This window comes from Vagococcus entomophilus (genome assembly GCF_003987595.1).
GTDB classification, from domain to species: Bacteria; Bacillota; Bacilli; order Lactobacillales; family Vagococcaceae; genus Vagococcus_E; species Vagococcus_E entomophilus.
Map to the genome: position 1 here is coordinate 44,713 of NZ_NGJZ01000005.1, position 24,635 is coordinate 69,347.

The window sequence follows — 24,635 nt, forward strand, 5'->3', positions numbered from 1 at the left end:
TATGTGCATGGTTTACAATGGCGGTAAAGTACTAGTTCAAGATCGAGTAAAACCAGACTGGTCAGGTATCACGTTTCCTGGTGGGCATGTTGAATTAGAAGAATCCTTTATTCAATCAACCATTCGTGAAGTAAAAGAAGAAACGGGACTGGAAATATGGAATTTGGAGTTGTGTGGGATAAAGCAATTTTTCTTAGAAGACGGGACTAGATATGTCGTATTTCTATATAAAACGAATTGTTACAAAGGAACGTTGCAGTCTTCGCGTGAGGGTGAAGTATTCTGGACAGATGTTGCAACCCTAGTTTCAAAGCAATTAGCGCCTAGTTTCGAACAAATGCTAGAAGTATTTTTAGACGATAAGAAAAGTGAATGTGTTCATGAATTACGCAATGGACAATGGGAAATCTGTAACTATTAATATAAAAAAAGGAAGCGGAGCAATGGAAGTTGTCCACTTCCTTTTTTATATTTTTTTAAATGCTATAGCTAAAAGGTGAAATTTCTGTTTATAAAGGTTAGAATAAAGGAAATATACAGTAAATAGGGAGAGAAAACGTATGCATAAAGCGCTGGTTTTAATTATTACTGATCAAATTTTGACACAGTATGCTTCGGAACAAAGTTTCTGTCAAAACTATTTAGACGTCACTTTGCATGAGTGGCAGCAATGGAAAAAAGGAAATAGTGGACTCAATGCTGAAAAAATGCAAAAAATTAAAAATTTATTTTCCGATTATGAATGGATGCTGGTACAAAAAACGGTTCAGCGTACGGCCTTACTCCCAGAAAAACGAAACTACGTTGTGCTAGAGTACAAGCACCTAAAAACATTAATTGCCAAAAAATGGTTGGACACAGGTGCGGCTGAAGTAGAGTTGATTACCCAAAAAAGTTCGTTTCAAAAAGCCACCAAGGAAAATCTATATAATAAAACGATTCAGTTGCGTGTTGTGATGGATTACGGGGTGTGGGGATATGAGGATATTTTAGAATTTTACCTGCCAGCCATTGTCCAAAATCAAATTGAAGAGTCCCAAGTGAATTTGCTCGAATGGGTAAATGATCAATTGACTGAGACCTATGTTAAAAAGTTGCCAAATTCAGAAATTATAGAGGATGAAAATGAGTGAAGAAAAAAATTGCGTTATTTTTAATTGGGCTTCTTTTTTTAAGCGGAATTTTTTTAGGGATAGAAAAGGCTGGCGAAAAGTCTAAACACTCTACGATAACAACCACAACAAGCACAACAAGCACAACAACGCAAACGAACAAGCAAAAAAAGAAAAATGCGGTAAAATCAGAGTTGCCCGATGTTTCAGTAAAAGACTGGAATCTTTTATTAGTAAATGCTCATAATACCGTGAAGGACCGTCAACCAAATCTCACAAGCTTAGCAAACGGGCAACAATTAGATGAAAAGGTCTATCCTTATTATGTCCAGCTTAGCGAGGCTGCAAGACAAGCTGGTTATACGTTACTTGCCATTTCTGGTTACCGGTCGGTTGCTTACCAACAGCAGCTTTTAAACAATGATATTCAATCTTATCTCAATCAAGGTTATTCTCAAGAAGCGGCTAAGAAAAAAGCGCTTGAGTACATGACGGAGCCAGGAACGAGCGAACATCATACAGGTCTGGCAATTGATGTTTTAGAACAAACTTGGTATGAAAAAGGCAATGCTTTAGAGACCAGTTTTGGAGAAACAAAAGCTGGAGAATGGTTAGCTCAAAATGCCGCAACTTATGGTTTTATCATTCGCTACCCTAAAGGAAAAGAAGACATTACTGGGATTCAGTATGAACCTTGGCATTTACGGTTCGTTGGCAAAGAAAATGCTCTATATATGGCTAAACATCAACTGGTTTTAGAAGAATATCTCGCATTATTAAAGGATTAGGAGACTAGATGAGCAAATTAAAAAGAAAACGTCAAAAAAAAATTAAGCAAGTCAGCAAGTCAGTTGCAAAAATAGTTAGTCTATTTTTGATCTTAGGAATGCTATTTATAGTTGTTTTACAGCATTTATCAACAAGTGTACAACAGACAAACGACTCTAGTGACACTCAAGAGCAAACCCAACAGACTTTTATAGCAGAGCTCCTGCCACATGCTAAAGAGTTGCAGAAACAATATGGCATACTTCCTAGTATCATACTGGGACAGGCTATTTTAGAATCTGATTGGGGAAAAAGCCAGTTAGGCAAAGACTATCACAATTTATTTGGGATTAAAGCGGGAGATGCGGAAGATAAGGTTGAATTAAAAACAAAAGAATACGAAGATGGCAAATGGAAAGAAATTACGGCTGCTTTTAAAGTTTACCCCAATTGGCAAGCTTCAATGACCGATCACACTTTGCTTTTTGTCAATGGCGTTTCATGGAATACGACAATATATCAAAATGTTTTGAAAGCAACGAATTATAAAGTGGCAGCACAAGCTTTACAAGATGCGGGATATGCAACAGATCCAGATTATGCCAGTAAAATCACCTCGGTAATTGAAACCTATCAGTTAAACCAATACGATTAAATAAACGAACGAACAAATTCAAGGAGTGAATCTAAAATGTCTGAAAAGAAAAAAGAGATACCTGAGATTATGACCGAACTAAGGAAAGATATTGTAAAAGTTCCGAAAGTCATACGTGAGTGTAGTGGAATTAGAATTTTTGGGAAACGAATTAAATCAATTATTTACACAACAGATATTGCGATTATAAGAAATACGGATGCAGATGCGGTTATTGCGGTGTATCCTTTCACTCCGCATCCAACAATTATTAAAAGTATCACAGAAGCAGCGGATATTCCAGTTTTTTCAGGTGTGGGGGGAGGCTTGACGCAAGGACAACGTTCGGTTTATATGAGTATTTTTGCCGAGGCGCAGGGTTCGATTGGGGTAGTAGTAAATGCTCCAACACCGATTGAAACCATCAAAAATGTGAAAGAGGCAGTTGATGTGCCGATTATTGGAACAATCACTTCGATTTACACGCCGATTCGGGAAAAGATTGAAGCTGGGGTTTCTATTTTAAACGTTAGTGGTGGGAGGCATACAGCAGCTATTGTTCGCAAAATTAGAAAAGAGTTTGGCGAAATTCCAATTATAGCTACTGGTGGACCAACAGATGAGTCCAACCTAGAAACCATCAAAGCTGGAGCTAACGCTTTAACGTACACACCTCCAACAAATGGAGAACTATTTAGTAAAAAAATGGAGTTATATAGAAAAACAGAAAAAACGAATTATGAATGATGATGTATGCAAAATGTTCGCTTTTTTTCAATAAAAAACTTGCGCTTTCTTTTATTTTAATAGATAATGACTATGAGTAGATCAATATTTTTATCTGAGTAGATGTAAAAGCAATCCGCTTTAAACGGGATTGTTTATAAAAAATTGAAGTGTTGAAAAAGAGTTGCTTATTATTAAGGAGGATAATGGTTTGAATTTTTTAGAAAAGCGAATTCAGCAAGAAGGTTCGGTATTAGATGGGAATGTGTTAAAAGTTGACCAGTTTTTGACACACCAAGTTGACGCGCAATTAATGCAGAAAATTGGCGAAGAGTTTGCAGCAAAGTTTCAAGCGAAAAACATTACGAAAGTCATCACTATTGAAGCGTCCGGAATTGCGCCTGCTGTTTTTACTGGTCTTTCTTTGGGTGTTCCAGTTATTTTTGCAAGAAAACAAAAAAGTGTCACAATGGAAGATGAATTGTTATGTACAGAGGTTTACTCGTACACTAAAAAGGTTACTAGTACAGTCTCTATTTCAAGTAAATTTTTAACACCGACTGACAATGTCCTGGTTATTGATGATTTTTTAGCAAATGGACAGGCAGCATTGGGGCTTTCGGAGTTGTGTCAAAAAGCTGGTGCGACGGTTACAGGGATTGGAATCGTCATTGAAAAGTCGTTTCAATCGGGCAGAGAACTGCTTGAAAAAGCTGGTTTCGATGTTTATTCGTTGGCACGTATTGCTTCGCTAGAAAATCAGCAAGTCCAATTTTTAACAGAGAAATAATCTCAAGTATGAGAACAATACTTTATAAAAAAAGTGTTGTTTTTCTTTTTCGATTGTATATATAGCATAAGATGAAAGATGAAAAAGAGAGGAGAAATTTTGTATGTGTCCAAAGGTATCTGTTATAATGGGGAGTGTGTCTGACTGGGAAACGATGAAAGAAACCGTAAATATGCTAGCTCAATTCGGCATTGATTATGAAAAAAAAGTGGTTTCAGCGCATCGTATGCCACAGGAGATGCTTGCTCATGCAAAAGAAGCTCAAAGTTCTGGCGTTCAAGTAATCATCGCAGGTGCAGGAGGAGCGGCCCATTTACCTGGGATGGTTGCTGCAAATACGGTATTACCTGTTATTGGAGTACCAATCCAAACGAGTACTTTAAATGGAGTCGATTCATTACTCTCAATTGTGCAGATGCCTGCTGGAATTCCAGTTGCAACTACTGCTATAGGGCGTGCAGGCGCAAAGAATGCTGCTTTATTAGCAGTTCAAATCTTAGCGATAAACAATGAGCAATTAAAAAAAAAATTAGAGGACTATCGAAGTGAAATGAACAAAAATGCAATAGAAAGTAGTGATAAGCTTGTCTGAAATGATACTTCCAGGTCAAACAATAGGAATTATAGGTGGGGGTCAGCTTGGGAAAATGCTTTGTCTTTCCGCAAAAAAAATGGGGTTTGAAGTAGGAGTACTGGATCCTTTGGAAAGTTGTCCAGCAGCGCAAGTCGCGGATTGGCAAATTGTCGGGGGGTACAGCGATGAGTTTGCTTTAGAAAAAATGGCACAACGTTGTGATGTGTTGACCTATGAATTCGAAAATGTAGATGCTGAGGTTCTAAAACTTGCTGAAAAAGCGGTACCCATCCCTCAAGGAAGTAAGCTTTTAGAAATTACACAAGATCGTTTGCTCGAAAAAGCTTTTTTAGATGTAAACAACATCAACATTGCTCCGTATGCAACGATTGTTAAGTTATCTGATATTGAGGAAAGTATAGATAGTATAGGATTTCCTTGTGTATTAAAAACCACCCGGGGAGGATATGACGGCAAAGGACAACATGTGATGAATAGCATGTCGGATATCCAAGGATGTATACCACTGACTAAAAGTGGGACCTGTGTGTTGGAAGCTTGGATTCCATTTGAAAAAGAGCTTTCTATTCTGATTGCAGCGAATAGTCGAGCAGAAACGATGGTTTTTCCAGTCGTGGAAAATACCCATAGAAATAATATTTTGCACCAAACGATTGCGCCTGCCAAGATTCCAGATGAAGTAATTGAAGAAGTTGAACGAATTGGCAAAGCAATTGCTGAAAGTATAGAGTTAAGAGGTGTGATGGCAGTGGAGTTATTTCTCGCAAAAAATGGCAGTATCTATGTCAATGAGTTAGCGCCACGTCCGCATAATTCAGGGCATTATTCCATTGAAGCTTGTGAAGTTTCACAATTTGATGCCCATATCCGAGGCATCTGTAACTGGCCACTGCCTCAGACCCCTAATTTACTTTCTCCGGCGATGATGGTAAATATTTTAGGCCAACATTTTGCGGAGGCTATTACTGAAATTGAAGCAAAGCCCGAATGGAATTTTCACTTTTATGGAAAAAAACAAGCGAAATATAATCGTAAAATGGGGCATATCACAATTTTGACTAAAAATATTGACGAAACCAAACAAGAAATTAAAGAGACGAATATCTGGGATTAATAAAGGAGATAAAGAGATGATTGAAAGATATAGTCGACCAGAAATGAGTCGAATATGGACCGATACAAATCGCTATCAAGCGTGGTTAGAAGTTGAAATTTTGGCAGATGAAGCTTGGGCTGAATTGGGAGAGATTCCAAGAGAAGATGTGAAGAAAATCCGAACACATGCCACGTTTGATGTTGAGAGGATTTTGGAAATTGAAGCTAGCACACGTCATGATGTCGTCGCTTTTACAAGAGCTGTATCTGAGTCTTTGGGTGAAGAAAGAAAGTGGATTCACTATGGACTGACAAGTACGGATGTAGTTGATACTGCGTACGGTTATTTATTGAAGCAAGCCAATGATATTTTGCGTAAAGATTTAGAACGCTTCCTTAAAATTATCGGTGAGAAAGCGCAACAATATAAAGAGACAGTATGTATGGGACGAACACACGGAGTACATGCAGAACCAACGACTTTTGGCTTAAAACTAGCGATGTGGTATTCGGAGATGAAGCGGAACATTGAACGTTTCGATCGTGCGGCTAAAGGAGTAGAAGCTGGTAAAATTAGTGGAGCTGTAGGGACATTTGCAAACATTCCAACTTTTGTTGAAAGTTATGTCTGTGAAAAGCTGGGCATTCGTGCACAGGAAATCTCGACGCAAGTTTTACCACGTGATTTGCATGCCGATTATGTTGCCGCAATGGCCTTAATTGCAACCAGTATCGAAAAATTTGCGACAGAGATCCGTGGACTGCAAAAATCTGAAACACGTGAGGTAGAGGAATTTTTTGCTAAAGGACAAAAAGGTTCTTCCGCAATGCCGCATAAACGTAATCCAATTGGTTCTGAAAATATGTGCGGACTAGCACGGGTAGTCCGAGGGCATATGGTCACTGCCTATGAAGACGTGACGCTGTGGCATGAGCGCGACATCTCGCATTCATCTGCAGAGCGCATTATCATACCCGATACAACTATTTTATTAAACTATATGTTGAATCGTTTTGGGAATATTGTTAAAAATTTGACTGTTTTCCCAGAAAATATGAAACGCAACATGGAGGCGACTTTTGGTTTGATTTATAGTCAACGCGTGCTACTAAAATTAATTGATAAAGGATTAAGTAGAGAAGACGCGTATGACTTGGTGCAACCTAAAACAGCCTATGCATGGGACCATCAAACAGCGTTTCGCCCACTTTTAGAGCAAGATGAAAAAATTATGTCAATTTTAACGACCAAAGATATTGCCGATGCGTTTGACTATCGCTATCATCTGAAAAATGTGGATGAAATCTTTAATCGAGTTGGCTTGTAATCGTGTAAAAAAGAGTATCGTTTTTCTTATTCAAAAACGATACTCTTTTTTTAAATAGATAAAACACGAACGATTTTAATGTTTTTTAAACAAATGTACATAAATATGTTTGTTTTTTTTGTTTTTATTGGTATTATTTAATTATAAATGAAAATAACACGAACAAATCTAAGAGGGAGTTTTGCGTTTTGAAGAAAAAGGAACTTATCTACCAAGGAAAAGCGAAAAATCTTTATGCTACGGATAGGAAAAATGTACTTCTTGCTGAATATTTAGATCAAGCTACAGCCTTAAATGGAAAAAGAAAAGATCAGATTGTCGGGAAAGGAACCCTAAATAATCAAATTACTTGTCTTATTTTCGACTATTTAGCCGAGCAAGGAATAAAAACTCATTTGATTTCTAACTATTCACAAACAGAGCAATTACTCCATAAAGTCGAGATTATTCCCTTAGAAGTAGTCCTTAGAAACGTCGCTGCAGGAAGCTTTTCTAAAAAATTTGGTTTAGCTGAGGGTGTGGTACTTCAGGCGCCTATTATTGAATTTTATTACAAAAATGATTCACTAGATGATCCGTTTATGAATGAAGCTCATATCTACGAGTTTCAGCTAGCGACAAAGAGTCAAATTGAGTATATCAAAAGTCAAACTTACGAAATTAATCAAAAGTTGCAACAGTTGTTTGAAGCTAAAGGGATACAGCTTATTGATTTTAAATTAGAATTCGGTCTGTTAGCTGATGGAAGTCTAGTGTTAGCTGATGAAATTTCTCCTGACACTTGCCGCTTATGGGACACACAAACAAAGGAAAAACTAGATAAAGATAACTATCGAAAGCAATTAGGTGATTTAGTTCCTATATACCAAGAAGTTTTGAGTCGTTTGAAGAAATAAAAATAGAAAAGGAGTCAAGGAAATGTATCTAGTAAAAGTGTATGTGATGTATAAGGATTCGATTTTGGATCCTCAAGGTGAAGCGGTTAAAGGCGCTATTCATCGTCTCGGCTATCTAGCAGTTGAAGAAGTACGGATTGGCAAGTATTTTGAAATGAAACTGTCAAAAAGTGATGCGGATATTGAGAAACAGGTCAATGAAATTTGTGATAAATTGTTAGCAAATGTCAATATGGAAAGCTATCGTTACGAAATTGTGGAGGAAAAATAAATGAAATTTGCTGTCATTGTTTTCCCAGGATCTAATTGTGATGCAGACTTGCTCTGGGCTTTAAAAAATGTTTTGGGCCAAGAGGCTGAGTACGTTCGCCACGATGCAACGAGTCTAACGGGATATGCAGGAGTCTTTTTGCCAGGTGGTTTTTCGTATGGAGATTACCTTAGGTGTGGAGCAATTGCACGCTTTTCAAAAATCATGCCGGAGGTCATTCGCTTCGCTAAAGAAGGCAAACCAGTTTTTGGAACGTGTAATGGTTTTCAAATTTTAATTGAAGCAGGATTACTTCCAGGTGCGCTGATTCGAAATGATTCGTTAAAGTTCATTTGTAAGTCAGTCAAATTGAGGGTTCAAAATAACCAGACAGTGTTTACTCGTGAATACTTGGAACAAGAAGAAATCTTACTTCCAATTGCGCATGGTGAGGGGAATTATAAGTGTGATGCACAAACTTTAGTCAAACTAAAAGAGAATCATCAGATTGTATTTACCTATTCTGATGAAAATCCTAACGGTAGTATTGAGCAAATTGCAGGCATCACGAATAAACGTGGCAATGTCTTAGGGATGATGCCTCACCCAGAAAGAGCAATGGAGCAATTGCTTGGATCAGATGATGGTTTGCGCTTGTTTCAATCCGTAATTAATCATACTAGGAAGAAGGCGAAACAATGACTCAAGTCGAACCTACACCACAAGAAATCAAGGAAAAACAATTATATAAACAATGGGGATTAAGCACATTAGAATACCAACTGATTCAAAAAATAATAGAGCGCTTGCCTAACTATACGGAAACAGGTTTGTTTTCTGTTATGTGGAGTGAGCATTGCTCCTATAAAAATTCAAAGCCAATACTGAAAAAGTTCCCAACAAATGGACCACAAGTTTTGCAAGGGCCAGGCGAAGGAGCGGGGATTGTAGACATAGGAGATGATTTGGCGGTTGTTTTTAAAGCTGAAAGTCACAATCATCCTTCTGCAGTTGAACCGTATGAAGGTGCGGCAACAGGTGTTGGTGGGATTATTCGAGACATATTTAGTATGGGTGCGCGTCCCATTGCCTTATTAGATTCTTTGCGCTTTGGCGAATTAACCACTGCTAGAACTAAGTACTTACTCGAAGAGATTGTGGCAGGGATTAGTGGTTATGGCAATTGTATTGGCATCCCAACTGTAGGAGGAGAAGTTGCTTTTGATGCTTGTTATGAAGGAAATCCACTTGTGAATGCGATGTGTGTGGGCTTAATCGAACACAAAAATATTCAAAAGGGACAAGCTAAAGGTGTGGGAAATCATATTATGTATGTTGGAGCAAAAACGGGACGTGATGGAATCCACGGGGCAACATTCGCTTCAGAGGAATTTGATACGGAGGAAGAGCAAAAGCGCTCAGCGGTGCAGGTCGGGGATCCCTTTATGGAAAAATTATTACTCGAGGCTTGTTTGGAATTGATTGAAAAATATTCAGATGTGCTAGTGGGAATACAGGATATGGGCGCAGCAGGACTGGTGTCTTCTAGCGCTGAGATGGCATCAAAAGCCGGAAGCGGGTTGATTTTAAATTTGGATCACGTTCCTCAACGAGAGACAAATATGACACCTTATGAGATGATGCTATCTGAATCGCAAGAAAGAATGTTGATTTGTGTGAAACGAGGTTGTGAAGAGCGGGTCATTTCATTGTTCAAAAAGTATGAACTCGATGCAGTAACAATCGGAGAAGTAACAGATGATGGGCTGTATAGGTTGTATCACCAACAAAAAGAAGTTGCGAAGTTACCCGTAGATGCACTTGCGGAAGAGGCTCCCGTTTATTACAAAGAAAGTAAAGAACCAAAAAGAATCAAAGAATTTGCAGCGATGCCTCCATTTTATCCACAAATAACAGAGGCTACGACTATATTTTGTCAGTTGTTAGAACAACCTACCATCGCCTCGAAACGCTCAATATTTGAAACATATGATAGTCAAGTTTTGACGAATACTGTTGTTGGACCGGGAAGTGATGCTGCTGTGATTAGAATCAAAGACACTGAAAAATCTTTAGCAATAACCACAGATTGTAACGGTCGCTACTTATATTTGAATCCTAAAATTGGTGGTGGAATAGCTGTTTGTGAAGCGGCAAGAAATATCGTGGCAAGCGGAGGACAGCCACTTGCGATTACGGATTGTTTGAATTTTGGATCGCCGGACAAACCAGAAGGATTTTGGGAATTATCTGAGGCTGCAACGGGAATTGCTCAAGCATGTGAACTGCTGGAAACCCCAGTTATTTCTGGAAACGTTTCGCTTTACAATGAAACAAATGGGCAAGCTATTTATCCAACTCCGGTAATCGGAATGGTTGGACTCATCGAAAAGACAAGCGACATTACCACACAAGAGTTTAAACATACAGGAGATTATCTCTATCTTTTAGGCGAAACGTATGCTGATTTTAGTGGTTCAGAGCTTCAAAAACTTTTACAAGGCACTATCTCTGGAACGCTAGAGCACGTAGATTTCAGCATAGAAAAGAAAAATCAAGAGTTGTGTTTACAAGCGATTCAATCAGGACTTGTTCAAAGCTGTCATGATTTATCAGAAGGAGGGTTAGCAATTGCGCTTGCTGAAGCAGCATTTCCTAATGAATATGGTGTCGAGATAACAGTTGATTTTCCTTGTAGTTACCTTTTTTCTGAAACTCAGTCACGCTTTTTATTTTCAATCGCTCCTGATAAAAAAGCAGCATTTGAAAGAGTCCTTGAAAATAAAGCGGTTTTCTTAGGAAAAGTGACCGATAATCAAATCTTGCATATGCAGGCTACAGATGGAGAAATCTGTGCCGAAACAGGAACGTGCAAGAAATTATGGGAGGAAGCTATCACATGTCTTATGAAGTCAAAAGCCTAAATGAAGAATGTGGCGTATTTGGGGTATATGGTCATAAAGAGGCGGCACAAGTAACTTATTATGGGTTACACAGCTTGCAACATAGAGGCCAAGAAGGGGCTGGAATTGTATCATGTCATCAAGGAAAACTACTAGGACATCGAGATTTGGGCTTGCTTTCAGAAGTATTTAAAGAGGAAAAAAAGCTACAAAGATTGCAAGGGAGCGCTGCTATTGGTCACGTGAGGTATGCAACTGCAGGAAATGGCAGTGTCGATAATATTCAGCCTTTTCTATTTAAATTTTATGATACAGAAGTTGCGCTAGCCCATAATGGCAATTTGACGAATGCCAAAACTTTGAGGGGGGAATTAGAAAAATCCGGGGCTATTTTCCATTCAAATTCAGACACAGAAATTTTGATGCATTTAATCCGAAAAAGTCAGAAAGAAGATGTTGTTGATAAAGTCAAAGAAAGCTTACAACAAATTGAGGGTGGCTTTGCTTATTTGCTTTTAGATAAAAATCAGATGATTGCAGCCCTTGACCCGTATGCTTTTCGGCCACTATCGATTGGACAAATGAAGAATGGTGCGACTGTGATTGCCAGCGAAACTTGTGCATTGGATGTCGTTGGGGCAACGTTTATAAGAGATGTTAAACCAGGTGAGTTAGTCATTGTAAATGATGAAGGATATCATATTGAAAAGTATACGGAACAAACTACTCCGGCTATCTGTGCAATGGAATATATTTACTTCGCCCGTCCCGATTCTAATATTGCAGGGGTCAATGTCCATCGAGCACGAAAAACAATGGGAAAAAAATTAGCATTGGAATGTCCTGTTGAGGCAGATATGGTAGTTGGAGTCCCGAACTCTTCGTTGTCAGCAGCAAGTGGTTACGCAGAGCAAAGTGGAATTCCTTACGAGATGGGGCTGGTAAAAAATCAGTATATTGCTAGAACCTTTATCCAGCCCACTCAAGAGTTAAGAGAACAGGGCGTACGCATGAAACTCTCCGCCGTACGCGGCGTTGTCGAGGGCAAAAAAGTAATTATGGTGGATGATTCTATCGTCCGTGGAACGACGAGCAAGCGGATTGTCCGCTTATTAAGAGAAGCAGGGGCAAAAGAAGTCCATGTTCGTATTTCCTCGCCTCCACTAAAATACCCTTGTTTTTACGGAATTGATATTCAAACTAGAGAAGAACTGATTGCATCTCGGCAGACAGTTTCACAGATGTGTGAGACGATTGAGGCGGACTCTTTAGGTTTTTTAAGCGAGGATGGACTAATTGAAGCGATTGGCTTGAAGTTTGATGCCCCTTATACAGGCTTATGCATGGCTTACTTTAATGGGGACTATCCGACACCATTATTTGACTACGAAAAAGAGTATGTTGCTTCTTTGAAAGCCTATCCTGATGTAATAAACACTAACGGATTAATAGCAACTTATAAAGGAGAGCGAAGCTAATGGAAAATGCGTATACCAAAGCTGGGGTTGATGTAAAGGCTGGATACGAGGTTGTATCACGGATTAAAAAGCATGTACAAAAAACTCAACGATTGGGAACGATGGGCACACTTGGTGGCTTTGGTGGATGTTTTGACTTGAGCCAGCTTCATCTAAAAGAACCGGTGTTGGTTTCGGGGACAGATGGTGTGGGAACCAAGTTATTACTTGCCATGAAAGCCAAAAAGCACGATACAATTGGGATTGATTGTGTGGCAATGTGTGTCAATGATATCGTCGCTCAAGGAGCACTTCCGTTGTATTTTTTGGATTATATTGCTACGGGGAAAAATGATCCCGTATTGCTTGAACAAGTAGTTGCTGGAGTTGCCAAGGGATGTATGGCCTCTGATGCCGCGTTAATCGGAGGAGAAACAGCAGAAATGCCTGGTCTATATCAAGGAAACGAATATGATCTGGCAGGTTTTGCAGTAGGGGCTGCTGAAAAAAAAGACTTAGTGACGGGAGAAACAATCGCAAGTGGGGATTGTTTAATTGGTTTACCGTCCAGTGGTATCCATTCAAATGGGTATTCACTAGTCCGAAAGATCTTTTTTGAGGAGCAAGGTTTTTCAGGAGCGGAAACATTCGAGAAACTTGCAAACAAACCGCTAATGGAAGAACTCTTAACTCCAACTAAAATTTATGTTTCCGCTTTGAAACCTTTACTAGAGAAACACTTAATTAAAGGAATGGCACACATAACGGGTGGTGGATTTGTTGAGAATATTCCACGGATGTTACCTGAAGGTCTGATAACAGAGCTAGTCCCTAATAGTTGGCCAATTTTACCTATTTTTGAGTTGCTTCAAACGTATGGACATCTTGAAGCAAAAGAGATGTATGAAATTTTTAATATGGGAATCGGTATGGTGTTAGCTGTAGCACCAGATCATGTACAACTTGTGCAAGAGATACTGGAATGTTGTCATGAAGAGAGCTACCTTATCGGAAAGGTACGAGCTGGCGAAGGAGATCGGGTGAATTGGAAAATGAAAGAGCATGCATAAAGGTGGCCGTCTTTGCGTCAGGCAATGGCGGAAATTTTGAACAACTAGTCCTAAAAGTACATCATAATCCCCAAGTTGCTGCGAAAATTTGTTTTGTCCTTACAGATCAAGCCGATGCTTTTGTACTTGAGAGGGCCAAAAGACAGGGGATAACGGGCATCTTTTGTGAACCAAAAGCTTTTCAAAGCAAAGCACTGTATGAAGCAGAGATTTTATCCTATTTAAAAAAATACGGAGTAGAATTAATTTTACTAGCAGGCTATATGAGAATCATTGGACCTACTCTCTTACAAGAGTATCAAGGGAAAATTTTAAACATTCATCCTTCACTACTGCCACAGTTTCCCGGTAAACAGGGGGTTAAGGATGCTTTTGAAGCTGGTGTTTGTCAAACCGGTGTTACCGTTCATTTAGTGGACGAAGGAGTGGATACAGGTCCTATTTTAGCGCAGGAATCTGTTTCGATTGTACCAGGTGAATCCATTGAGAAACTGGAACAAAAGATTCATCAAGTAGAGCATGAGCTTTACCCTAAAACTGTGCTAGAATTAATAACAAAAATGAAAGGAAACAATCCAAAATGACAAAGAGAAAAGCATTGATTAGTGTTTCAGATAAAACGGGATTAATCGAATTTGCCAAGACTTTATGCGAGTTAGATATTGAAATTGTTTCAACAGGAGGCACTAAGCAGTATTTAGAAGAATCGGGAATTAAAACGACTGCGGTTGAGTCTATTACAGGTTTTTCTGAAATGATGGACGGCAGAGTTAAAACGCTGCATCCAGCTATCCACGGTGCGTTATTAGCTAGAAGAGACAAGGCAGCGCATCTCAACGATTTGCAAGCGCATAATATTCAATTGATTGATTTTGTCTGTGTCAATCTTTACCCCTTTAAGCAGACAATTTTAAAAGAAGGAGTTGGCTTAGAAGAGGCCATTGAAAATATTGATATTGGTGGACCTAGTATGTTGCGTAGCGCAGCTAAAAATTATGCTTCTGTTACAGTAATTGTCGATCCCAATGATTATCCTATTGTAGCGAAAGAGCTTTTAGAGAATCAGCAAACCACACTCGAAACTCGAGCAAAACTTGGGGCAAAAGTTTTTCGCCATACAGCAGCATATGATGCGGTTATTGCGAATTACTTAACTCATAACGTAGCAGAAAAAAATCCAGAGCTGCTAGTACTTCCGTATGAACGTAAACAGGTGTTAAGATACGGAGAAAATAGCCATCAACAAGCAACTTTTTATAAAAATGTGTTACCAGATAGTTACTCAATTGCTTGCTGTAAACAGTTACATGGAAAGGAATTATCTTACAATAATATCCGTGACGCGGACGCAGCAATTCGCATTGTCAGAGAATTTGTAGAGCCAACAGTTGTGGCACTTAAACATATGAATCCTTGTGGAATTGGAACAGGAGCAACCATTTTCGAGGCCTATATACAGGCGTATACCGCCGATCCAGTTTCCATTTTTGGTGGAATTGTTGTGTGCAATCGGACCGTTGACTTGCCAACTGCAAAAAAAATGCACGCGTTGTTTTTGGAGATTATTATCGCACCAGATTACACAGCTGAAGCATTGGCTTGTTTAGAGCAGAAAAAAAATGTTCGGATACTCAAGTTAGATTTTTCCCAGGACAAACAAGCAATCGAAACGGAAAAAACAGGGGTTCTAGGTGGCATGTTGGTGCAAGAACAAGACAGCTTGGTGGAAGAGGTAGATCAGTGGGTCTGCGTAACCAAAAGGAAGCCGACTAAAGAAGAACAACAAGCACTTGTATTTGCCTATAAAGCAGTAAAATATGTTAAAAGCAATGCTATTGTTGTCACAAATGCTACGCAAACACTGGGGATAGGGGCAGGTCAAATGAACCGAGTTGGATCAGTCAAAATTGCACTCGAGCAAGCAAAAGATAACTTGATAGGGGCGGTCCTTGCAAGTGATGCTTTTTTTCCGATGAGTGATAGTGTGGAGTATGCAGCTTTAAAAGGAATTCGAGCGATTATTCAACCAGGTGGCAGTATTCGTGATCAAGAATCAATTGAGATGGCAGATAAATATGGTGTCACAATGCTATTTACTAATGTACGACATTTTAGACACTAAGAATTTTTAAGTGAGGAGAAAGTAAAATGAAGATACTAGTCATTGGTAGTGGTGGCAGAGAACATGTTCTTGCAAAGAAATTTTTAGAAAGTCCCCGTGTGGCAAAAGTATATTGTGCGCCGGGAAATCCTGGTATGGTAAGAGACGGAATTCAACTAGTTGATATAAATGAAAGTCAGCAAGAGTTGTTGGTTGAATTTGCGAAAAAAGAAAAACTTGATTTTACTTTTGTGGGTCCCGAGCTGCCTTTATTTGAAGGAATTGTCGATGTTTTTCAGCAAGCTGGTTTAAAAGTGTATGGGCCTAACAAGGCAGCGGCAATCATTGAAGGATCGAAAATTTTCAGTAAGTACTTGTTAAAAAAATATGCAATCCCTACAGCAGACTACTGGGCCTTCTCTGATTTTGAAGAGGCAGTTTCCTTTATTGGCCAGAAAAATCAGTTTCCTATTGTCATCAAGGCTGATGGTTTAGCAGCAGGCAAAGGGGTTGTTATTGCTGAAAGCTATGAAGAGGCGTGCTTTGCCTTAAAAGAGATGTTGATCGATGAAAAGTTTGGAAAAAGCGGGATGAAAGTGGTCATAGAGGAATTTTTAGTTGGCGAAGAATTTTCTTTACTTGCATTTGTTCGAGGCGAAGAAGTATATCCGATGGTGATTGCTCAAGACCATAAACGTGCTTATGAAGGAGACAAGGGACCCAATACAGGAGGAATGGGCGCCTACTCGCCTGTACCCCACATCAAAAAACAAGTCATAGAAGAGGCCGTGGAGCACATTGTGAAGCCTACTGCCCGTGCAATGGTTCGTGAAGGTCGCAGTTTTTCTGGAATTTTATATGCGGGATTAATCTTGACGAGTAATGGACCTAAAGTGATTGAATTTAACGCACGGTTTGGAGACCCTGAGACGCAGGTGATTTTACCACGGTTAAAAAGCGACTTTGCCACCGTGATCTATGAACTGCTCACAGATCAACAACCCATTATTGAATGGGAGCAAGAGCGATTTCACATAGGAGTAGTGGTAGCGGCTAAAGGCTATCCTCAGAGATATGAGAAAGATTTTTTAATTCCTGAGTTGGAGTGGCAGCCAGATGAGAATGTCTATTATGCAGGGGTTAGTAGTGATACGTTGGGCTTAGTAGCAAATGGCGGCAGATTATTCTTAGTGGAAGTTTCCGGAAAAACATTGAAAGAAGCACAAACTCGTGTATATAATAGTCTCACAAAGCTTGATCATAAGTTTATGTTTTACCGAACTGATATCGGGGACAGAGCATTGAGCTACTATAAACATACAGGTTGTGATAAAGATGGTAAGGAAAAATACAGCGGAAATTAAAGCTTATGACTATATTCGAGATAAGATTATTTCTGGTGAATGGCCTCCTATGAAAAAGATAGTCGAACAAGAAATTTCTGATACGCTTAAGATTAGTCGCTCTCCTATACGCAGTGCAATCCATCAGCTAGTGGACGAAAAGTATTTGAAAAATGTTCCCTACAAAGGAGCGCTTGTTGCACAGAGAAAACTGACCAAGAAAGAGTATGTGGACCGGTTACAAGTAGTGGAGCTCCTGATTGGCAATTATATTTTTCAAGTGGAATCCAAGTATTATGTATTGCCTTATGACTATTTATATGACATCGTTGCTCAATTAGAACAAGAATGGCAGACGACAAGAAACAATGACATGCTGGTACGCTTAGAAAAGTTATTTGCCAAATATTTTTTTAAGAGTAATCCGAATCACTATTATTATACGTTAGCGTTACAGCTAGTATCGGAAGTACTAGAGATTGAGTTCAGAGATAAGTTTGGAGAAATTTTCTTTCATAAGATTTTGATTTCTAGTCTGAGAAGTGTCCTTACTTTTTGTAAAAAGCAAGAATATGCCGAGGCCAGAAAAGAAGTAAGAATTATGATGAACAATATTATGCTTGAGATTGTAGAGTATTGACAAGGAGTAATAATTTATACTCCTTTTTTTGTTTTTATCATGTATAATGAAAGAGAAGTTAGATTAAATTGAAGGAGTCTATTAATGGAAGCGAAAATTAAAGTTGAACACTTGAATATGAAGTACAAGCAACAAGAAGTTTTAGCAATTGACGAGTTATCATTTGATTCAGGAATTTCATATGGAATTGTGGGGCATAATGGTGCAGGGAAAACGACCTTATTTAAATGTATGACCAACATTATTCCAACCTATACTGGAACGATTACCCTGGAAGGGCAAAACATTAGAGAACATAATGAAATGTTACTTAAAGTCGGCATCGTTTTAGATGGTATGTCTGTTTATAAAAATCGTACTGGATGGTTTAATATCCAATACTTTTCAGGTTTAAGAGGCAATGTTGATGAGAAAAAAGCAGAGAAATTAGCACAAGATTTAGAGCTCGAAGGAGTACTTGATAAAAAAGTATCGACTTATTCTTACGGTATGCAAAAGAAATTGATTCTCTTGATTGCGTTGATGCATACACCTGAGATTTTAATTTTAGATGAACCGTTTAGAGGGCTAGATATTGATAGTGTCAGTTGGTTCAAAAAATATTTGAAATCTTTGATTAAGAATGGCTTAACGCTAATTATATCTAGTCATGTTCAAAATGACCTTGAAACTTTATGTGACGAAGTATATGTGATTGATCAAGGAAAACTTATCAATCATATCAATCTTAACGAAGAAAAGCAAAAAATGGTACGTGTGATTAGTACTTCGAACAATGCTCGTTTGGCAGAATTATTAGACCAAGCAAATTATTACTATAGTGAGACTGATGAGGATGACTCATTAAAAATTGATATTTCTGATGAGCGCTGGACTGCAATCCGTGAAGCGTTACAAGAAGAAAAAATTGAAATTTATGAACTATCAAAAGTAAAAGTTTTAGAAGATAAGTTAAATTAGAAGGAGTAAAAAAATGACAGGAAAACAAATTTTTAAAATGGAAATGTTTAAATTTATGAAAGAAAAAAGTTATATGATTACTGCGGCAATTCTAGCTGTTCTAAACATTATTGTAACGTTATTCATCATGTACATAGTCAATGGTTTTACAACGGATACAAATGGTATCCCAAGCGCATTTGCTTCAATGATGGTATTTGTAACGATTTTTGTGCTTTTTGCGAACTGGTTATTTTTGTTTCTTTATCCATTTCACATCATATCTGTGGATTATAAAAATAATGTCATGGCGATGTTGGTTGCCTCAGGTGTGAATCGGACAAAACTATTCTTTTCAAAGATTGGGGCAGTGATTATCTGTACAGTATTGTTAAGTATTGCCATTACGATTATTCCTGTACTCATTATTTTTATCGATATCACAACAAAAGTGGGCGTTCAGCAGTTTATTGATGGAGTATCTTCGATTTTCTCTGGGCTGCAATCAATTGATGGCTTTTCTTTGATTGTTATGATGATCTTTTCTTATTTAGCAAGCCTTATGACTATTACGGCATCTGCTATTTTGGTTAAAGGGAGTAATAAAACTGTTTCGCTGTTTATTGGATTTTCGATTTTGATTAGTTTGGTCTCAGGTGTTTTAAATCAAGTTATTAATACGAATGCTATGGATAATGCAAGTAGACTGTTTGTTCAAAGTCTTTATTCAGTTATAACGATCCTTATTTTTGGATTTATTGGTGTTAAAACATTACAAAAACAAATTCTGTAATGTTGATAAAAAATTAAAAAATAGACAAAGAGAGTTGTGGGCTGCTTCATCCCGCAGCTCTTTTTTATTGTTCTTATTTATTTAACTTTGAACTTGATTTATTCGGATTTATAGTGTAAATTATTCTTTGGAACGAAACAAATAATGGTTTTGAAGACCTTAATGTTCGTTTTTATCTTTGAGATGGATTGGGAAATCCTTACAGGAGGAACTTTTATGAAAGTTTTTGATTATGAAGATGTTCAACTTATTCCAAACAAGTGTATTGTTTCGAGTCGTTCGGAGTGCGATACGACAGTCAGCTTAGGCGGGCATGAGTTCAGATTGCCAGTGGTTCCAGCGAATATGCAAACAATTATTGATGAAACAATTGCGGAAAAATTAGCAAGTAATGGTTATTTCTATATTATGCATCGGTTTAAAGAAGCTGAACGCATAGGCTTTATAAAAAATATGCAAAGTAAAGGACTAATAGCTTCTATTAGTGTTGGGGTAAAGCCATTAGAATATAGTTTTATTGAAGAACTTGCGGCAAAAAAAATAACACCAGAGTTTATTACAATAGATATTGCACACGGACATTCAAATGCTGTGATTCAAATGATTCAACATATCAAGTGCTATCTGCCAGATTCTTTTGTGATTGCAGGAAATGTAGGAACTCCAGAGGCAGTACGTGAGTTAGAAAATGCGGGAGCCGATGCGACCAAAGTTGGGATTGGGCCTGGGAAAGTTTGTATTACAAAAATTAAAACAGGATTTGGTACTGGTGGCTGGCAATTGGCGGCACTTAGATGGTGTGCAAAAGCTGCGCGCAAACCGATTATTGCCGATGGAGGAATCCGTACAAACGGTGATGTTGCCAAGTCTATTCGCTTTGGAGGTACAATGGTGATGATTGGTTCTTTATTTGCAGGACATGAAGAATCTCCAGGTGAAACCAAAGAAGAAAATGGTATTTTGTATAAAGAATACTTTGGGAGTGCTTCCGAGTATCAAAAAGGTGAAAAGAAAAATGTAGAAGGCAAAAAAATATGGCTCGAGCATAAAGGGAAATTTGCAGATACATTGATTGAAATGCAACAAGATCTCCAATCTTCTATTTCTTATGCGGGTGGCAAAGATTTAGAAGCGATACGAAAAGTCGATTACGTTATTGTTAAAAATTCTATTTTTAACGGAGATACAATTTAAGTTTTAAAAAAAGACAGAACGAAACTTCATTTGGTTTCGTTCTATCTTTTTTTGTTCGCTTTATAAGGTTTCTATTCTTTTTTTAAAATAAAATAACAAAAAAAAAGAATAAATGACGAATGATGTTGAAAGTTTTAGGTTGAAATGTTAGACTTTTTGTATATCGTATAGAGGGAGTTGGGGAGAACATTGAAAAAGAGAAGTGAATGGTGGATTGGTTTAGTAAAATGGGGTGTGATCGCGGGGATAATGCTTGGGGGAGCGACGACCACCTTTGCGACGACAACAGATACAACAGATACAGCACAAAAAGCTGAAAAAGAAATCATTCCTGTCCAATTTTTGGGGATTAATGACTTTCATGGAGCGCTAAGTACGACTGGTTCTGCTTATATTGAAGGGAAAAAGTATAGCAATGCTGGAACTGCTGCACTATTAGCAGGCTATTTAAATCAGGCAGAGAATTCGTTTAAGCAAACCAATACTAGTGGTCAAACCTTTCGTGTTCAAGCAGGTGATATGGTCGGAGCGAGCCCAGCTAACTCAGGATTATTACAAGATGAACCAACAATCAAAATTATGAACCAAATGAAAATAGATGTGGGAACCCTTGGAAACCATGAATTTGATGAAGGACTGGATGAATTTTCGCGAATATTAAAAGCAGAGGCACCGTCTGCTGGAAAATTCAATCAAATTACGCAAGACTATCCTCAGGAAGCGGCAAAACAAGAAATTGTCATTGCGAATGTTGAAAATAAATCAGACGGAAAAGTTCCAAATGGCTGGCAGCCTTATACCATTAAAGAAGTGAGTAAAAATGGTCAAACTGTTAAAGTAGGCTTTATTGGAGTTGTGACAACAGATGTTCCAAATTTAGTTTTAAAAAAATATCACGAAGCGTACAATTTTTTGGATGAAGCAGAGACCGTCGTTCGTTATGAAAAAGAGTTGCGAACACAAGGGGTTCAAGCAATCGTCGTGTTAGCACATGATCCTTCTAAAAGTAGTAACGGTGTGGTAAGTGAAAAAGCTGCCACAATTATGGAAAAAGTAAATACGAGTGATCCAGAAAATAGTGTGGACATTTTCTTTGCAGGACACAATCATGAATATACCAATGGAATAGTAGGCAATACGCGCATTGTTCAAAGTACTTCGCAAGGAAAAGCCTATATCGATGTAACCGGCGAGCTAGATAGTTCAACCAAAGATTTTGTTAAAGTGCCACAAGCGAATGTGACTCCGGTACTTGCTAATGGAAGCGTCCAACCTGATGCCGATGTTCAAGCGATTGTCACTGACGCTTCGGCACGAGTCCAAACTGTCACAGAAGAAAAAATAGGCACAGCTGAAACGGCAGAATCAGTTAGTCGAGAAGTAAATGCTGATAAAGAATCTGCATTGGGAAATTTAGTTACTGATGCCCAAGTTGCAATGGCCAGAGCAGCAGGGTTTAACGCTGACTTTGCACTAACAAATAATGGAGGGATTCGTTCTGATTTAGCAGTTAGAGCAGACAAAGGAATCACATGGGGTGCAGCTCAAAATGTCCAGCCTTTTGGCAATATTTTACAAGTAGTAGAAATGACCGGTACCCAAATCAAACAGGTGTTGGCGCAACAATTTGAGCTTAATGAAACGTACTTTTTGCAGATGTCTGGTTTGAAGATGAGTTATACGGATGGTGATTCTTCGGCAAATGCACATCAATTATTCACTGTAACGAAAGCAGATGGTACGCCCCTTTCTGACACACAAACCTATCAAGTAGTCATCAATGATTTTCTGTATGGGGGAGGCGATGGGTTTAGTGGCTTTACCCAAGCCAAGCTTATTGGAGCAATTGATTCAGATACGGAAACGTTTGTTCAATATATAAAAAAAGTAGAGTCTGAGAAAAAAACGGTGGATGCCAAAATTGAAGGACGCAAAACGTATCTTTCCAAAGCAGATATCGCTGCTGCAAATCAAGCTGCGATTGAAATGATCCAAAATAAAACAACCATTAATCCACTGTACGCAGGGGCTCCGGATTTAAGTGGAAAAACAGTTGCGGGTGCGTCAGTAACGGCTACCTTGAAAGGAATTAGTACAACGGCTGTTGCCAATGAAAATGGAGAATTTACAGTTCCGCTTAGTCAAGAGCAAGTAATTGTTGGTGCAGAAGTAACATTGAAAGTTACGGATCTAAAAGGCAATAGTTGGCAAACAAAACAAATTGTCCAACCCGTTTTGACAGCTAGTTCAGCGACTAGTGCACCCGTGGGTTCTGCTTCACTTTCTACCACAAATTCATCGAGCAAGATTAATTCAAACATGCCAACGAAAAATACGACATCAGGCAAACTACCTCAGACGGGGGAAAAAGAGTCTACAATGTTGGGTGCTTGGGGAGCGTTAAGTTTGATAGCTTTCACAGTGGTTACGCTCAAGAGGAAAAAGACACTTGAGAATAACTGATTTTTCTTGTAACGAGTTGTAGAATAAAGGGATAAGTTGGTACAAACACGTCACTTTTGGAGAATGTGTATGAGGAATAATTGTTCCTTTATACACGTTCTTTTTTTTATTACTTGATTCATCGTAGTAATTGTGGTAATTTAGTACTACGATAGACGTAGTACATATGTCGTAGTAAAAGAGGTGTCAGGATGATAAGTAGTGATGTGATACGTGGCTATAATGATATGATGATCCTTTTTACCTTAACGGAGGGAGATTCTTATGGTTATGAGATTTCAAAAAAAATTCATGAACGCTCGAATAAACTCTATACAATTAAAGAGACAACGTTGTATTCGGCTTTTTCTAGATTACAAAAAAATGGTTATATTAGCGCTTACCCTGGAAAAGAAACACATGGGAAAAAAAGGACATATTATAAATTAACTGCCAAAGGGCTCCAATATTATTTAGATAAATGTGAAGAATGGCTATTAACCAAAACTGTGGTAGATCAATTTAGAGGGGGAATTTGTGATGAAAACGTTAAATGAGTACATTGAAACATTGTTTATTAACTTACCAAAAACACTTGAAATGGAGAAAATAAAAGAGGATCTTCAAGCGAATATGGAAGATAAATATCATGATTTAAGAGCAGAGGGAAAGAGTGAAAATGAGGCGATTGGACAAGTTATTGCGGAGTTCGGCAATATTGATGAATTATTAGAAGAAATGGATGATTCAGTTGCAGAAACACCAATCAAACAAAAAGGGATGCTTCCTGTGTTAGCAGATACGTTTGTTACTAGATATTTAGAAATGCGTAAGCGCTTGGGCTTTGGTGTCGGTATGGGTGTGGTGTGCTGTATAATTGGAGTAGCAATGTTACTTTTAATAATGAGCCTTTTTGGAGAAGGAGAGGCTGTTGTGTTGAGCGGTACGATCCCAATGTTTCTCTTTGTTGCAGTAGGTGTAGGCTGTTTCATTTGGTTTGGGATGCAGATGAGAGACTTTGATGTTGTCGAGCACGAGTTTGTTTGTTCCTATGACACAATAGAAGAGGTCGAGTACAGCAAACAAGCTTATGAAAAATCTTACAAATTCAGCCTGACATTTGGTGTTGGATTGTGTATCTTGTCAGTGGTTCCGCTTCTTGCCTTTTTAGCTTTAGGTTTGGATAATGATAGACAAGTTCTTTTCGCCACTAGTCTGTTATTAGTGATTAATTCAGCTGCAATTTTTTTATTTATCTATGTTGGTAACGTTATGGGAAGCTTTACTCTTATTTTAGAAAATGCAAGAGTTAGTGAGTCAACACAAAATGAACAACATCAAAAGAAAAGCCAGTACTATTGGAGTGGCTCTTATTGGTCATTAGTGCTTGTTCTTTATTTTTTAACTAGTTTTCTTTTTCATTCGTGGGCATACAGTTGGCTGATTTTTATTCTTGCTTCGGCAATTGGGAATATGATAAAAAAATAGAGCTTAGGGCACAACTCGCAAGTTGTGTCCTAGGCTTTTATTAGCAAAAAAACGGTGAGATTAGGAGTAAA

25 protein-coding genes are annotated in these 24,635 nt (G+C 38.2%); all 25 read left to right on the forward strand.

Going from position 1 to position 24,635, the window contains the following annotated elements:
- The first annotated feature begins 1 nt into the window (after position 1).
- Entirely contained in the window at positions 2–421 is a 420-nt protein-coding gene (locus CBF30_RS11450; RefSeq protein WP_126827129.1) for an 8-oxo-dGTP diphosphatase, read from the forward strand.
- A gap of 139 nt (positions 422–560) precedes the next feature.
- Positions 561–1,133 (forward strand): hypothetical protein, encoded by a 573-nt coding sequence (locus CBF30_RS11455; RefSeq protein ID WP_126826951.1) that lies wholly within the window; start codon positions 561–563, stop codon positions 1,131–1,133.
- Positions 1,130–1,900 (forward strand): M15 family metallopeptidase, encoded by a 771-nt coding sequence (locus CBF30_RS11460; RefSeq protein ID WP_126826954.1) that lies wholly within the window; start codon positions 1,130–1,132, stop codon positions 1,898–1,900. The genes CBF30_RS11455 and CBF30_RS11460 overlap by 4 nt, the downstream gene beginning before the upstream one ends.
- Before the next feature lie 8 nt (positions 1,901–1,908).
- On the forward strand, positions 1,909–2,535 hold the full coding sequence (locus tag CBF30_RS11465) for a glycoside hydrolase family 73 protein (protein WP_126826957.1): 627 nt from the start codon (positions 1,909–1,911) through the stop codon (positions 2,533–2,535).
- Between the two features lie 36 nt (positions 2,536–2,571).
- Positions 2,572–3,261: a beta/alpha barrel domain-containing protein gene (locus CBF30_RS11470; RefSeq protein WP_126826960.1), complete on the forward strand. Its 690-nt coding sequence runs from the start codon at positions 2,572–2,574 to the stop codon at positions 3,259–3,261.
- A gap of 190 nt (positions 3,262–3,451) precedes the next feature.
- Positions 3,452–4,030 carry a xanthine phosphoribosyltransferase gene (locus CBF30_RS11475; RefSeq protein ID WP_126826964.1) on the forward strand — a complete coding sequence of 193 codons (579 nt, stop codon included), beginning with the start codon at positions 3,452–3,454 and terminating at the stop codon, positions 4,028–4,030.
- A 103-nt stretch (positions 4,031–4,133) separates the two neighbouring features.
- Complete coding sequence (purE, locus tag CBF30_RS11480) at positions 4,134–4,622, forward strand: 5-(carboxyamino)imidazole ribonucleotide mutase (RefSeq protein WP_126826968.1); 489 nt, start codon at positions 4,134–4,136, stop codon at positions 4,620–4,622.
- Entirely contained in the window at positions 4,615–5,739 is a 1,125-nt protein-coding gene (gene purK / locus CBF30_RS11485) for a 5-(carboxyamino)imidazole ribonucleotide synthase (protein WP_211340509.1), read from the forward strand. Before purE ends, purK begins: the two co-directional genes overlap by 8 nt.
- Before the next feature lie 16 nt (positions 5,740–5,755).
- Positions 5,756–7,048, forward strand: coding sequence for an adenylosuccinate lyase (gene purB / locus CBF30_RS11490; protein WP_126826975.1), 1,293 nt, complete (start codon positions 5,756–5,758; stop codon positions 7,046–7,048).
- Between the two features lie 188 nt (positions 7,049–7,236).
- Complete coding sequence (gene purC, locus CBF30_RS11495) at positions 7,237–7,944, forward strand: phosphoribosylaminoimidazolesuccinocarboxamide synthase (RefSeq protein ID WP_126826978.1); 708 nt, start codon at positions 7,237–7,239, stop codon at positions 7,942–7,944.
- Between the two features lie 22 nt (positions 7,945–7,966).
- Positions 7,967–8,215, forward strand: a complete 249-nt coding sequence (purS, locus tag CBF30_RS11500) for a phosphoribosylformylglycinamidine synthase subunit PurS (RefSeq protein WP_126826981.1) — start codon at positions 7,967–7,969, stop codon at positions 8,213–8,215.
- Positions 8,216–8,896 carry a phosphoribosylformylglycinamidine synthase subunit PurQ gene (gene purQ, locus CBF30_RS11505; RefSeq protein ID WP_126826984.1) on the forward strand — a complete coding sequence of 227 codons (681 nt, stop codon included), beginning with the start codon at positions 8,216–8,218 and terminating at the stop codon, positions 8,894–8,896.
- Positions 8,893–11,118 (forward strand): phosphoribosylformylglycinamidine synthase subunit PurL, encoded by a 2,226-nt coding sequence (gene purL / locus CBF30_RS11510; protein ID WP_126826987.1) that lies wholly within the window; start codon positions 8,893–8,895, stop codon positions 11,116–11,118. The genes purQ and purL overlap by 4 nt, the downstream gene beginning before the upstream one ends.
- A complete protein-coding gene (gene purF / locus CBF30_RS11515; protein ID WP_126826990.1) occupies positions 11,094–12,575 on the forward strand; it encodes an amidophosphoribosyltransferase in 1,482 nt (493 codons plus the stop codon). The genes purL and purF overlap by 25 nt, the downstream gene beginning before the upstream one ends.
- The gene (gene purM / locus CBF30_RS11520; protein WP_126826993.1) at positions 12,575–13,624 is read left to right on the forward strand and encodes a phosphoribosylformylglycinamidine cyclo-ligase; all 1,050 of its coding nucleotides are present in this window, start codon (positions 12,575–12,577) and stop codon (positions 13,622–13,624) included. Before purF ends, purM begins: the two co-directional genes overlap by 1 nt.
- On the forward strand, positions 13,621–14,208 hold the full coding sequence (gene purN, locus CBF30_RS11525) for a phosphoribosylglycinamide formyltransferase (protein ID WP_126827132.1): 588 nt from the start codon (positions 13,621–13,623) through the stop codon (positions 14,206–14,208). The genes purM and purN overlap by 4 nt, the downstream gene beginning before the upstream one ends.
- Positions 14,205–15,746 carry a bifunctional phosphoribosylaminoimidazolecarboxamide formyltransferase/IMP cyclohydrolase gene (purH, locus tag CBF30_RS11530; RefSeq protein ID WP_126826997.1) on the forward strand — a complete coding sequence of 514 codons (1,542 nt, stop codon included), beginning with the start codon at positions 14,205–14,207 and terminating at the stop codon, positions 15,744–15,746. Before purN ends, purH begins: the two co-directional genes overlap by 4 nt.
- A gap of 26 nt (positions 15,747–15,772) precedes the next feature.
- Entirely contained in the window at positions 15,773–17,089 is a 1,317-nt protein-coding gene (gene purD, locus CBF30_RS11535; RefSeq protein WP_126827000.1) for a phosphoribosylamine--glycine ligase, read from the forward strand.
- Positions 17,061–17,708 carry a GntR family transcriptional regulator gene (locus CBF30_RS11540; protein WP_126827003.1) on the forward strand — a complete coding sequence of 216 codons (648 nt, stop codon included), beginning with the start codon at positions 17,061–17,063 and terminating at the stop codon, positions 17,706–17,708. The genes purD and CBF30_RS11540 overlap by 29 nt, the downstream gene beginning before the upstream one ends.
- 84 nt (positions 17,709–17,792) lie before the next feature.
- On the forward strand, positions 17,793–18,668 hold the full coding sequence (locus tag CBF30_RS11545) for an ABC transporter ATP-binding protein (protein WP_126827007.1): 876 nt from the start codon (positions 17,793–17,795) through the stop codon (positions 18,666–18,668).
- A 13-nt stretch (positions 18,669–18,681) separates the two neighbouring features.
- A complete protein-coding gene (locus tag CBF30_RS11550) occupies positions 18,682–19,440 on the forward strand; it encodes a hypothetical protein (protein ID WP_126827011.1) in 759 nt (252 codons plus the stop codon).
- 216 nt (positions 19,441–19,656) lie between these two features.
- Positions 19,657–20,634, forward strand: coding sequence for a GMP reductase (guaC, locus tag CBF30_RS11555; protein ID WP_126827014.1), 978 nt, complete (start codon positions 19,657–19,659; stop codon positions 20,632–20,634).
- Between the two features lie 189 nt (positions 20,635–20,823).
- The gene (locus CBF30_RS11560; protein WP_170169017.1) at positions 20,824–23,097 is read left to right on the forward strand and encodes a 5'-nucleotidase C-terminal domain-containing protein; all 2,274 of its coding nucleotides are present in this window, start codon (positions 20,824–20,826) and stop codon (positions 23,095–23,097) included.
- A gap of 191 nt (positions 23,098–23,288) precedes the next feature.
- Complete coding sequence (locus tag CBF30_RS11565) at positions 23,289–23,633, forward strand: PadR family transcriptional regulator (protein WP_126827019.1); 345 nt, start codon at positions 23,289–23,291, stop codon at positions 23,631–23,633.
- Positions 23,617–24,564, forward strand: a complete 948-nt coding sequence (locus CBF30_RS11570; RefSeq protein ID WP_126827024.1) for a permease prefix domain 1-containing protein — start codon at positions 23,617–23,619, stop codon at positions 24,562–24,564. The genes CBF30_RS11565 and CBF30_RS11570 overlap by 17 nt, the downstream gene beginning before the upstream one ends.
- Positions 24,565–24,635 lie beyond the last annotated feature (71 nt).